Annotated in this window: 10 protein-coding genes and 3 tRNA genes; 10 read left to right on the top strand and 3 right to left on the bottom strand. The window is 42.2% G+C overall.

The genetic code is table 11. The annotated features are described in order from the left end of the window. Positions 1-3 precede the first annotated feature (3 nt). Positions 4-363 (top strand): hypothetical protein, encoded by a 360-nt coding sequence (locus AC19MV_RS03185; RefSeq protein WP_498305756.1) that lies wholly within the window; start codon positions 4-6, stop codon positions 361-363. Positions 364-577: 214 nt separating this feature from the next. On the opposite strand, the gene msrA is transcribed toward AC19MV_RS03185, so the two are convergent. Then, the gene (msrA, locus tag AC19MV_RS03190; protein WP_498305757.1) at positions 578-1,057 is read right to left on the bottom strand and encodes a peptide-methionine (S)-S-oxide reductase MsrA; all 480 of its coding nucleotides are present in this window, start codon (positions 1,055-1,057) and stop codon (positions 578-580) included. Positions 1,058-1,278: 221 nt separating this feature from the next. Between msrA and astE the strand changes: the two genes are divergently transcribed. The 5 genes from astE (at position 1,279) to nadA (ending at position 7,424) form a co-directional block, all read left to right on the top strand. After that, positions 1,279-2,307, top strand: a complete 1,029-nt coding sequence (gene astE, locus AC19MV_RS03195; protein WP_498305758.1) for a succinylglutamate desuccinylase — start codon at positions 1,279-1,281, stop codon at positions 2,305-2,307. Positions 2,308-2,474: 167 nt separating this feature from the next. Then, complete coding sequence (locus AC19MV_RS03200) at positions 2,475-3,653, top strand: thiamine pyrophosphate-dependent dehydrogenase E1 component subunit alpha (RefSeq protein ID WP_498305759.1); 1,179 nt, start codon at positions 2,475-2,477, stop codon at positions 3,651-3,653. Between the two features lie 2 nt (positions 3,654-3,655). Continuing rightward, positions 3,656-4,633, top strand: a complete 978-nt coding sequence (locus tag AC19MV_RS03205) for an alpha-ketoacid dehydrogenase subunit beta (protein ID WP_432402049.1) — start codon at positions 3,656-3,658, stop codon at positions 4,631-4,633. Positions 4,634-4,642: 9 nt separating this feature from the next. Next, a complete protein-coding gene (locus tag AC19MV_RS03210) occupies positions 4,643-6,232 on the top strand; it encodes a dihydrolipoyllysine-residue acetyltransferase (protein ID WP_498305760.1) in 1,590 nt (529 codons plus the stop codon). A gap of 124 nt (positions 6,233-6,356) precedes the next feature. After that, positions 6,357-7,424 (top strand): quinolinate synthase NadA, encoded by a 1,068-nt coding sequence (gene nadA / locus AC19MV_RS03215; RefSeq protein WP_498305761.1) that lies wholly within the window; start codon positions 6,357-6,359, stop codon positions 7,422-7,424. A 246-nt stretch (positions 7,425-7,670) separates the two neighbouring features. Here the strand turns inward: nadA and gap are convergent, their stop codons facing one another. Beyond that, positions 7,671-8,681, bottom strand: coding sequence for a type I glyceraldehyde-3-phosphate dehydrogenase (gene gap / locus AC19MV_RS03220; RefSeq protein ID WP_432402043.1), 1,011 nt, complete (start codon positions 8,679-8,681; stop codon positions 7,671-7,673). A 230-nt stretch (positions 8,682-8,911) separates the two neighbouring features. Then, positions 8,912-9,742: a DUF2989 domain-containing protein gene (locus AC19MV_RS03225; protein WP_498305762.1), complete on the bottom strand. Its 831-nt coding sequence runs from the start codon at positions 9,740-9,742 to the stop codon at positions 8,912-8,914. Between the two features lie 202 nt (positions 9,743-9,944). Between AC19MV_RS03225 and AC19MV_RS03230 the strand changes: the two genes are divergently transcribed. The 4 genes from AC19MV_RS03230 (at position 9,945) to AC19MV_RS03245 (ending at position 12,093) form a co-directional block, all read left to right on the top strand. Then, entirely contained in the window at positions 9,945-11,381 is a 1,437-nt protein-coding gene (locus AC19MV_RS03230) for a glyceraldehyde-3-phosphate dehydrogenase (protein ID WP_432402039.1), read from the top strand. A 387-nt stretch (positions 11,382-11,768) separates the two neighbouring features. Beyond that, positions 11,769-11,844, top strand: a tRNA-Gly gene (locus AC19MV_RS03235). A gap of 39 nt (positions 11,845-11,883) precedes the next feature. Further along, a tRNA-Cys gene (locus tag AC19MV_RS03240) sits at positions 11,884-11,957 on the top strand. 50 nt (positions 11,958-12,007) lie between these two features. Beyond that, positions 12,008-12,093 (top strand) — tRNA-Leu (locus tag AC19MV_RS03245). The last annotated feature ends 281 nt before the right edge of the window (positions 12,094-12,374 follow it).

Consider the following 12,374-nt stretch of genomic DNA (forward strand, 5'->3'; position numbering starts at 1 on the left):
TTTATGGAAGAGTTATCCACTGAAAGCTTGATGGCAGTAGTGTTTTTTATTGTATTGCTTATTTGGGGTACTGCCATATTTTTATTTGGCCGCATTACTATTAAACATCTTGAGCAAGAAATGTTGAAAGAAGGGATAGAGCCCCCAGCTTGGGATAAAGGTATAGGTGCACGAATGGTTGCTTACGCTGGGGTTATAGCTTGGCCTAACCTCAAACGTCATGCTTCTCTTATTAATGTAGAGGCAACTAAACGGTTTACCCGGGAAAAAGATAAAAAATTTGCGTGGTTCTACATTATTTCTTCGGTGAGTATTTTTACTCTTGGATTATTTATTTACTATTTATATATCCATAAGAGTTAATAGTGTTACTGGGTGATTGATTTTACATCGATGAGTAATCTTAAGCAAAAGCTAACAAAAAAATCTATCCTCTGCCGTTGCTCAAATAGGGTGTTTTTGTTTCATTGTTGAAATAAGGACATCTCCCTTATTTCAACAATATGTCGTAAACTCAAAAATCTCAGTGATCTTGATTGATCACGCAATAAGAGAAGTACTATTTATCTCAATCCAATTAATAAACCAAGTGACAGGTTGGTAAATTATTTTTTTCTAAATAATTCTGATGGTATTCCTCAGCGATGTGGAATGTTTGTATCGGTACAATTTCAGTCACAATATGACGCTGTCCCCATTTACCACTGCGTGCTAATGCCAACTTTGAGCTTTCAGCTTGGGCTTTTTGCTCTTTATCGTGGAAAAAAATCGTGCTGCGATATTGCGTACCAATGTCGCCGCCTTGCATGTTGAGCATGGTTGGGTTGTGGTTTTTCCAAAACGTGTCCAATAAGTCGTTGTAACTGATGACTTCCGGATCAAACTCAACTTGAACCACTTCAGCATGACCAGTAGAACCTGTTTTAACTTCTTTATAGGTGTTAGCACTGTCTTTGCCACCCATGTAGCCACAAGTTGCATTGCTTACACCGTCGATTTCACGGAAGAAATACTCAACACCCCAAAAACAACCTGCACCAAATGTTGCTAACGCCATGACATACCCTTAAAACAAATTATAGAAGTCTAGATGGCTGTAATTGTGTTGAATATTTTATGTTTTTGCAAGCAAACTTTGATTAATAAATAAATCTAACATATGCCATCATTAAACTCGCGTTCTCCTATGATAGAATCCGCGCCAATAGGCACAAAAGTTAATCCATTAAGTAACATGTCATTAACGATGCCATATAATAATGATACAAGGAGTTGATCGTGTTATCTGACCTAACCAACAACAACGATTTTTTAGCTTACACCTTAGCCAACCCCACTCACATACCTGCAGCATATGACTTTATGCTAGGTCAGCACACTCGTGTTGATGTATTAGATACTGGAGTGATTGTATTTACTCCAGCTCATGCCAGCAAAGATATTGTGTTGTCTTGCGCTGTGCATGGTAATGAAACCGCGCCGATTGAAATCTGTAATCAACTCATTAAAGATTTACTGACCCAGCGTATTATCGCAAAACAACGAGTGATGTTTTTAATCGGTAATCCTGCTGCTATTCTCAATAAAACCCGTTTTATTGACGAGAACATGAACCGCTTATTCAGCGGCGCGCATTCAAAAGGTGAGGGCTTAAGCCATCCTGAGCGTCATCGTGCCAAAGCGTTAGAGCAATATGTGGCAGACTTTTTCAATGCTAATAGTGACAATCAACGCATACATTACGACTTACATACTGCAATCCGTGCTTCAAAGCATGAGAAGTTTGCTATTTACCCATACCGTCCAGGCCGTGCTTTCAGCGGTGAACAAATTATGTTTTTGGCGGCATGTGGCGTTGATACGATGTTGTTCCACCATGAGCCCACAACCACGTTCAGCTATTATTCGTCAGAGCAATTTCAAGCAGATGCTTTTACTGTTGAATTAGGTAAAGTCATGCCATTTGGCCAAAACGATATGAGTCGCTTTGCTCAAACTCATACTATGCTTGAAAAGTTGATTACTGAAACTCAGTTAGCCCCAGTTGAGTTTGACGCTAGCAAGGTCAATTTGTACAAAGTATCTCGCTCGATTAATAAACATTTCGATGACTTTGTGTTTAGCTTTGCCGGTGATGCCAAAAACTTCAGTGCCTTCAATCAGGGTGAAGTGTTGGCCACCGAAGGCGGTATTGAAGTTAAAGTAGAGCATCCGCAAGAAGCCATCGTGTTTCCTAATGCGAATGTCCCTATTGGTCAACGAACGGTGCTTTGCTTAGTGCCAGCGTTAAATGAAACGATTGTATAGATTAGGTATAGTCGTAAAGCAATATATACATGTTAATCGTGAGTAAAATGCGTTTACAGCGAGAGTAGGTATTGATAGGTAGTTTACGTTAACGTAATGTCTACTCGCATAGTATAAATAGAGCCATGTTTATATTGAACATGGCTCAACAATAACAAGAGCATAATATGAGCAACGCACCACTGACCAATGAAACAGTGCACCGTGTCAGCTTCTTAGACAAAGCGTCATTGCACATCCCCATTTTGCGTATTTTGCAAGCCGACGGCACCACGTATGAAAGCGCGGTATTGCCTGTTATCGACAAGACTTTAGCCGAAAAAATCTTTGATACTTGTGTTTTTACACGCGTATTAGACGAGCGTATGTTGGGTGCGCAGCGTCAAGGACGTATTAGTTTTTATATGACCTGTACCGGTGAAGAAGCCTCTATTGTCGGCAGCACAGCAGCACTTGATAAAGACGACGTCATTTTGGCTCAATACCGTGAGCATGCCTCATTGCGTTATCGCGGTTTTAGTACTGAACAATTTATGAACCAAATGTTCAGTAACGAAAAAGATTTAGGTAAAGGGCGTCAAATGCCGATCCATTACGGCAGCCGTGAGCTCAATTACCAAACCATTTCGTCACCGCTTGCAACGCAAATCCCGCAGGCTACAGGTGTGGCTTATGGTATGAAATTACAAGGCAAGCGCAATGTCGCCATTTGTTATTTTGGTGAAGGCGCTGCTTCAGAAGGTGATTTCCACGCAGGCTTAAACATGGCTGCAGTATTGAAAGCACCGGTTATTTTCTTTTGTCGTAACAATGGTTATGCCATTTCGACCCCTACCGAAGAGCAATTTGCCGGTAACGGTATTGCCAGTCGTGGTGTCGGTTACGGTATGCACACTATTCGTGTGGACGGTAATGATATGCTTGCGGTACTAGCTGCCACGCAACAAGCTCGTGCCCACGCACTAGAACATAATGCACCCGTACTTATTGAGGCGATGACCTACCGTTTAGGCGCGCATTCTTCATCAGATGATCCATCAGGTTATCGTTCAAAAGAAGAAGAAGCCAAATGGCAACAACATGATCCGGTTAAGCGTTTCAAACTGTGGATGATTAACAAAGGCTGGACGACTGAAGCTGACGAAGCCACATTATTTGAACGTTATCGTGAAGAAGTATTAGCCGCTGTGAAAGTCGCTGAGAAACTGCCTGTTCCGAGACTAGACGAAATCATCGAAGATGTGCTTGATAAACCAACACCTGCATTAAAGAAGCAGCTTAAAGAGTTGAAAGAGCACATTGCTAAGTATCCAAAAGCCTATCCAAAAAGCGCAGGGAGACTCTAAACGTGGCTCAAATGAATATGTTACACGCCATCAATGAGGCGTTATCAATTGCCATGACTGCCGACGAGCGCATGGTGATTTTTGGTGAAGATGTTGGCCACTTTGGTGGTGTTTTCCGTGCAACCTCTGGTTTGCAAGAACAGTTTGGTCGCGACCGTTGTTTTAATACTCCGCTCACAGAGCAGGGTATTGCGGGTTTTGCTAACGGCTTAGCGTCATATGGTATGACTGCGGTTGCTGAAATTCAGTTCGCTGATTATATTTTCCCGGCATTCGATCAAATCGTTAATGAATCAGCAAAATTTAGATACCGCAGTGGTAATCAATTTGATGTCGGCGGCTTAACGTTTCGCACGCCTTATGGTGGCGGCATAGCAGGTGGTCATTATCACTCACAATCACCGGAAGCTTATTTTACCCAAACGCCTGGCTTAAAAGTGGTTATCCCGCGTAATCCTGAGCAAGCCAAAGGTTTGCTATTGGCTGCAATTCGCGATCCAAACCCAGTGATTTTCTTTGAGCCTAAACGCTTATATCGCGCCTCTGTAGGTGAAGTACCTGCCGGTGACTACGTCATCGAGTTAGGCAAAGCACAAGTGGTTAAGCAGGGCAGCGATATTACTGTACTGGCTTGGGGCGCGCAGATGGAAATCGTCGAAAAAGCCTGTGAACGTGCCGAAAAAGAAGGTATTTCATGCGAAATTATCGACTTACGCACCTTAGCACCTTGGGATGTTGACACTGTTGCCAAATCCGTGACAAAAACGGGCCGGTTATTGATTAACCACGAAGCGCCATTAACGGGTGGATTTGCGGGTGAAATAGCCGCAACCATTCAACAAGAATGTTTCTTATCGCTTGAATCACCAATCAGCCGAGTGTGTGGCTTAGATACTCCGTATCCGTTAATTCACGAAAAAGAATACATGCCTGACGAATTGAAGACCTTCGAAGCCATCAAGGCTACAGTAGCGTTTTAGGAGTAAGATATGATTAAAGATTTTATTTTACCCGACATCGGCGAAGGTGTAGTGGAATGCGAATTAGTGGATTGGTTAGTCAGCGAAGGTGACATCGTCACAGAAGACCAACCAATTGCCGATGTGATGACCGATAAAGCGCTAGTGCAAATTCCAGCGCCCCATGCTGGAAAAATTACTAAGCTTTACTACGCCAAAGGCGATATTGCGATTGTACATCAACCGCTCTATGCCGTTGAAATGGACAGTGACGATGCAGAACACGCTCAGGCACCAACGGCAGAAGTGATGCCAGTCGTTGAAGCCGGATCAGCCGTTGCTGCTGTTAGCCATTCAAACGTAGAAGACTTTTTATTACCCGACATTGGTGAAGGCATTGTTGAGTGTGAACTGGTTGATTGGCTTGTTGAAGAAGGCGATATCGTGGTCGAAGACCAACCGATTGCCGATGTCATGACCGATAAAGCGTTAGTGCAAATACCCGCGATGAAAGCCGGTAAAATTGTTAAATTGCATTACCGTAAAGGCCAGTTAGCCAAAGTGCATTCGCCTTTATTCGCTATCGAAGTGGAAGCTGAAGAAGCGCCCATGACCTCAGCGCCACAACAGGTGGCTCAACAGGCTACAAGTCAAAGTGCTGCCGTTACTGGCGAACCCGTTGCGCAAGGTAAAGCACTAGCCAGTCCTGCGGTGCGCCGTATGGCTCGTTCACTTGATATTAATATTGCACTTGTTGCCGGCAGTGGTAAAAACGGCCGCGTTTATAAAGAAGATATTGAACGCCATCAACAAGGTGGTGTTAAGTCTGCTGCGGCCTCGTCTTCAGCCACTTCTGTTTCTCATGCATCAACTCATGTTAGTACCACAGATGTCGCGAGCATGAGTCAACCTGGCGCGGATCGCGTTGAACCTATCAAAGGCGTTAAAGCGGTGATGGCGAAGATGATGGTTGAGTCAGTATCGACTATCCCACACTTTACCTACTGTGAAGAGTTTGACCTTACTGAACTGGTTGCCTTGCGCGAAAGCATGAAGCAACGTTACTCAACTGATGAAGTCAAACTCACCATGATGCCATTCTTTATGAAGGCCATGTCTCTTGCCATGATTGAGTTTCCGATACTCAACAGCCAAATCAATGCAGATTGCACTGAGCTGACCTACAAATCACGTCATAACATTGGTATGGCCGTTGATTCAAAAGTGGGCTTATTAGTCCCCAATATTAAAGATGTGCAAAGCAAATCGATTTTAGATATTGCTGCCGACATTACTCGCTTAACCACCGCCGCGCGCAGTGGTCGAGTATCGCCTGCAGATTTAAAAGACGGTACGATTTCAATCTCTAATATTGGTGCATTAGGTGGTACGGTAGCGACGCCAATTATTAACAAACCTGAAGTGGCCATTGTTGCCTTAGGTAAGTTACAGGTATTGCCACGCTTTAATGCTAAAGGTGAAGTTGAAGCGCGTAAGATTATGCAAGTGAGCTGGTCTGGCGACCACCGTGTCATTGACGGTGGCACTATTGCTCGTTTCTGTAATCTGTGGAAACATTACCTAGAGCAGCCGCAAGAAATGCTCTTAGCCATGCGTTAAAGCTGCAATCGCTATGCAATAGTCTAAAAAAGACTAACTTAACCAAAAGGACGCTAAAGCGTCCTTTTGTTTTTATGCTCTTTTTCGTATAATACTCGAATATTGTCATTAGATTGGAACCTGTATGAGTCTGTCGGCACCTAAAATTGAAACGATTGAATATCCGTTTCCGCCAAAACCTGCCGTGTTGTCTGACGTTGAGAAAGCACAATATAAAGCACGAATTAAGCAATTATTAATTGATCAAAATGCGGTGTTGGTTGCCCATTATTATACCGATCCTGAAATTCAAGCTTTAGCAGAAGAGACGGGCGGCTGTGTCTCTGACTCGCTAGAAATGGCCCGTTTTGGCCGTGACCATCCAGCAAAAAAATTGATTGTTGCTGGCGTTAAGTTTATGGGCGAAACAGCCAAAATCTTAAGTCCAGAAAAAACCATTTTAATGCCAACACTTGAAGCAACCTGTTCGTTAGATTTGGGTTGTCCTATCGAAGAATTCAATGCATTTTGTGATGCTCACCCCGATCATACCGTCGTGGTTTACGCCAACACCTCAGCGGCGGTAAAAGCCCGTGCAGATTGGGTGGTGACCTCAAGCATTGCGTTAGAGATTGTAGAACACCTTGACAGCCAGGATAAAAAAATCATTTGGGCTCCAGACCGTCACCTTGGTTCATACATCAATAAGCAAACTGGCGCAGACATGTTGTTGTGGCAGGGCGAATGTATCGTGCATGATGAGTTTCAAGCCAAAGCTTTACGTGAGCTTAAAAAACAACATCCAACGGCAGCTATTTTGGTTCACCCAGAATCACCTGCCAGCGTGGTTGAGCTTGCTGATGCTGTAGGCTCTACCAGCCAGTTGATTAAAGCGGCGCAAACCATGGCTAATGATACGTTTATTGTGGCCACTGACCGCGGTATTTTTTATAAGATGCAACAAGCGGCGCCAGGTAAAACCTTACTCGAAGCGCCAACAGGCGGTAACGGCGCAACCTGTAAAAGCTGCGCCCACTGCCCATGGATGGCGATGAACGGTTTACAGGCCATTGAACAGTCATTGATCAATAGCGATAAAACCAATCACGAAATCTTTGTCGATGACGAACTGCGCATTAAAGCGCTTATTCCTCTAACACGCATGTTGGATTTTGCTAAATCGTTAAACATGAAAGTGAAGGGCAATGCGTAAAGCATATTAAGCTTAAGTGTTAAATAAAAAGCCGACATCAAGTCGGCTTTTTTGTGCCTCGTTGCTTCGTTATATAGGCAACTCGGCTGCTTTATGATCACTGCGAGTGCAACATCGATAAAAAGATGATCAAAACGACACCTAACGAATACAACAAGATACAATCACATTCTCACAGGCAACAAAAAGCCCCACATAAATGCGAGGCTCTTAATCAAAAACGAACAATTTAATCTACAAGGTAGATTACTTCGCGTTCATTAGTGCAACAGCGTTGTCTAACATGCGGTTACTGAAACCCCATTCGTTATCATACCAAGACATCACTTTCACTAAACGACCATTAACACGAGTTTGTGTTGCGTCGAAATTTGAAGAGAAAGGATTATGGTTAAAGTCGATAGACACTAATGGCTCAACATTAATCGCAAGTACTTCAGACATTGGAGCCTGCTGTGAAGCACGAGTAATGATGGCATTCACTTCTTCAACAGTCGTGTCGCGAGACGCTAAGAATGTTAAGTCAACTAGAGACACGTTAATGGTTGGTACACGTACTGCTAAACCATCAAATTTGCCTTGAAGCTCAGGAACCACTAAACCTACTGCAGCAGCTGCACCAGTTTGAGTTGGGATCATTGACATTGCCGCAGCGCGAGCACGACGTAAATCAGTGTGATACACATCAGATAAACGTTGGTCATTCGTGTAAGAGTGGATGGTAGTCATTAAACCAGACTCAATCCCCAACTCATCATTTAACGGCTTAGCAATAGGTGCTAAACAGTTAGTAGTACAAGAAGCATTTGACACTACTGTCATATCAGCCGTTAATACTTCGTTGTTTACGCCGTAAACAACAGTGGCATCAACATTCTTACCAGGAGCAGAAATAAGCACTTTCTTCGCGCCAGCGATAAGGTGTGGCTGTACAGATTCTTTAGACGTGAATATACCGGTACATTCGAACACGATATCAATTTTAAGCTCAGCCCAAGGTAACTTTGATGGGTCACGTTCTTGGAAGGTTAAAATTTTGTCGCCATTAACGTAGATAGCTTCATCGTCATGATCAACTTTAGCGTTGAAACGACCATGTACGGTATCGTACTTAGTTAAATGAGCATTAATTGACGCATCGCCTAAATCGTTTAACGCAACGATTTCGATTGGATAGTCTTTTTCGCTTTCGTACAGTGCACGTAGAACATTTCTTCCGATACGGCCATAGCCGTTAATTGCTACACGGATAGTCATCTCATATCCCTCAAGTTAAAATAATTTGGTGGCATGTAAATCGCCTGGTTGTAAAATTACCAAATTGGCCATAATAATCAAGCTAAATCACCCGAATAAGGCGAATTAAGGCAATAATTTTGTATTTTTTTTACATTAAGCACGTTTTGAAGATAATTTAAGCACGGTTTTGTAAGTTGGCTTATTTTCAATACATACGGTTAAAGAGCACTTTTAAGTATAAACAGACTCTATTTCAATAACCTTTCACTGACGCTATTTGCAAACTGTTCATTTAACACAGCAGCAACTAATTCTTTGGCTTGGTTGTCTAAAGTTTGGGCCAATGGTTTATCGCCTTTAATGATAGCCAATAATTGAGTCTCATCTGCCTGGCTTTGACTAATGAGTAAATATGCTCGAGTCAATAAGTATTCTTTATCATGATCTTGTTGCTGTTTATAGATGGACGCCAGGGCTAAAAACCAATCTGGATTGATTAATGAAGCATCGGTCTTACCTAATAATTGAAGATAGAGCGCTTTGGCATCATTTGGTGCGAAGCGGACATAATGCGAAGCCAATTGGCCAATGATTTCAGGATCGTCAAGTTGCCCTTGTTGATAAGCTTGCTCAACAATCTCAAGACCCGCTTGCTCATTAAAACGTATCCAACGGTAATACGCTAAATAGAGGTCATTGTTGTGTTGAGTCGATTCTTGCAATTCTGCTAGCGTTTGGGTGCTCACTGCAAACGCACGTTCTCGGTCGCGTGTTCTGTCTGTATTGAGTTTATGCTGAACACCAGCGGCGAGTTCGATGCACTTGCTGTATGTTTCTAGGTAAATAAGTTGCTGATACAGCTCTTTGCCTGTAGGGGAGAAATGTTGTTTTAGTAAGTAACGATGACGAATGAGGTCAGCTTTTTCAAAGCGACACCAACTATCTTTATGTAAATCGCTACAAAGTTCAGGATTATTTTTACATATTAGGTTGCTATTACGGTCATTATCGCAGCCAAAAAGGCCAAAAAATGCACCAATAATGGTAAATGATGTAATTAATACAAAATTTTGACTCAAATTGAGCTCCAAGAGGTAAATTGTCTAATAAAATTACATATTTACCGAAAATTTGTTACTGGCGAAATGAGCGGTATTTCATTACAATGTCGCCGACCAAGAGGGCAGAGCCCCATACAATAAACTTAATTATTGGTCTTTTCTTTTTGTTACTCAAACCTTTCTGTTAAAAAACTGGAAAAGTGAGATAAAGGATCCCTACATGAGCGCAGATAAACATTTACAAAGCTGGCAAGAACGTTTCGAAATGGCTGAAGCAATGCAACCATTGCTCGGTAAGTTGTATCGTAACCAAGGCGTTGAAGTGATGGTTTATGGTAAACCATTGTTAAACGCATCAACCATCGAAATCATTAAGTCACACCGTTTAGTTCGTCGTCATGTTGGTGAAAAGTTACGCCTTCGCGAAAGTTTCCCATTTGTTGAAGCACTAAGCAAATTGGCTGTGAAGCATTGTCGAGTTGATATCGGTAAATTAGCGATAAACTACTGGCGTGACAACAAGGATGCAAGCGGTATTGAAGCCTACATGGCAAAAGAATTAGCGCCTGCCATTAACCATGGTGATGATACACCTGCACGTGATGTAGTACTTTATGGTTTTGGTCGTATTGGACGTTTACTTGCTCGTTTATTGATTGAGCGCACGGGTAAAAGCAACAAAATGCGTTTACGTGCCATTGTATTACGTGGTGGTAAAAAAGGTGACCTTGAGAAACGTGCAAGCTTGTTACGTCGTGATTCAGTGCACGGACCTTTTAATGGTTCAGTTGAAGTTGATGAAGAAAACAATGCCATCATCGCGAACGGTACCTATATTCAAATCATTTATGCTAATTCACCTGATCAAGTTGATTACACTAAATACGACATTAGCAATGCGTTAATCGTTGATAATACCGGTATTTGGAAAGATGAAGATGGATTAGGTTTACACCTAAAAAGTCCTGGCGCAACTAAAGTATTGTTAACAGCACCTGCTAAAGGCGCAATCAAGAACGTGGTTTACGGCGTTAATGAAAACGATATTTTAGACGAAGACATGATTGTGTCGGCTGCAAGTTGTACCACTAATGCGATTACACCGGTATTAAAAGCGGTTAACGATAAATACGGTATCGAAAATGGTCATGTTGAGACGATTCATTCATATACCAATGATCAAAACTTAATTGATAACTACCACAGTGCCGATCGCCGCGGCCGTAGTGCACCGTTAAACATGGTTATTACTGAAACAGGAGCGGCTAAAGCCGTTGCTAAAGCACTGCCAGTATTAGCAGGTAAGTTAACCGGTAATGCGATTCGCGTACCAACGCCAAATGTTTCAATGGCCATCATCAGCGTTAATTTAAACGCTGAAACGAATCGTGACGAGTTAAACGAATACTTAAAAGACGTGGCACTTCAGTCTGGTTTACAAAATCAAATTGACTATACAGATTCTACTGAAATTGTATCGAGTGACTTAGTGGGTTCACGTTATGCTGGTGTTGTTGATTCACAAGCAACGATTGCAGAAGGTAAGCGTGCCATTTTATATGTATGGTACGACAACGAGTTTGGTTATAGCTGCCAGGTTGTTGGCGTTATGCAAAAAATGTTGGGATTAACGACATTATCACTGCCTAACGTATAACTTCTATTAGTCGTTTATACACTGTTGATAGCGTTTAGAATGAAAGCACCTCATCGAGGTGCTTTTTTATTTTGTTTGATATAAAAGTGTGATGAGCTCAAGAAAACCCTCAAGGGATTATCTTAATGTGATTGTTTGGCGAAAAATTGTCTCAAATTAGCAAATAATCACCACAATGATGATTTATGCATCAAACAGTCATTTTGTTGCAATAATCCTGACTTTATTGATTGACTATCCAGATCAAATCGGTAGAATGCCATTCCGCAGTCAGGGGAAACTTCCTTAGGTTGCAATGATTGAAAATGCGACATTAGCTCAGTTGGATAGGTTGAAAGACGATACCTTTCTTGCAGATTTAATAAAGCGTTTATAAAGATTGAAAATGCGACATTAGCTCAGTTGGTAGAGCGATACCTTGCCAAGGTATAGGTCATCGGTTCGAACCCGATATGTCGCTCCAATTTCTTATCTTATCCGATGGATTCGAAGTTGGTAGCATGGCGCGATGGCAGAATGGCTATGCTGCGGATTGCAAATCCGCCGATCTCGGTTCGACTCCGGGTCGCGCCTCCACAAAATTGCGTTTAATGGTTACTGTAACGTAACGGTTAAAACAACACTTTGCCCGAGTGGTGGAATCGGTAGACACAAGGGATTTAAAATCCCTCGCTGAATAAGCGTGCCGGTTCAAGTCCGGCCTCGGGTACCATTATAATCTCTAGTAATAGAGAGTGGTGTAAAAAAGCCTCAACATTAGTTGGGGCTTTTTTACGTCTGCAATTTAGATTTTATTGTTAAGTCAAAAGCAAAATCCCTCGCGCTCTGGTTGAAAATCAGGCGTGCCGGTTCAAGTCCGGCCTCGGGTACCATTATTTATAGTAAGAAATTACATGCGTAAGTATGGTGTAAAAAAGCCTCGACATTAGTCGGGGCTTTTTTACGTCTGTAATTTGAGTTTTATTGTTAAGGATTAAAGTCAAAAGCAAAATC

The sequence above is a fragment of the Shewanella sp. MF05913 genome, assembly GCF_059758095.1.

Bases quoted from the DNA above. Each gene is read 5' to 3' on its own strand.
- AC19MV_RS03185 (WP_498305756.1), top strand. From the start codon at position 4: ATGGAAGAGTTATCCACTGAAAGCTTGATGGCAGTAGTGTTTTTTATT.
- msrA (WP_498305757.1), bottom strand. From the start codon at position 1,057: ATGGCGTTAGCAACATTTGGTGCAGGTTGTTTTTGGGGTGTTGAGTAT.
- AC19MV_RS03200 (WP_498305759.1), top strand. From the start codon at position 2,475: ATGAGCAACGCACCACTGACCAATGAAACAGTGCACCGTGTCAGCTTC.
- AC19MV_RS03210 (WP_498305760.1), top strand. From the start codon at position 4,643: ATGATTAAAGATTTTATTTTACCCGACATCGGCGAAGGTGTAGTGGAA.
- nadA (WP_498305761.1), top strand. From the start codon at position 6,357: ATGAGTCTGTCGGCACCTAAAATTGAAACGATTGAATATCCGTTTCCG.
- gap (WP_432402043.1), bottom strand. From the start codon at position 8,681: ATGACTATCCGTGTAGCAATTAACGGCTATGGCCGTATCGGAAGAAAT.
- AC19MV_RS03230 (WP_432402039.1), top strand. From the start codon at position 9,945: ATGAGCGCAGATAAACATTTACAAAGCTGGCAAGAACGTTTCGAAATG.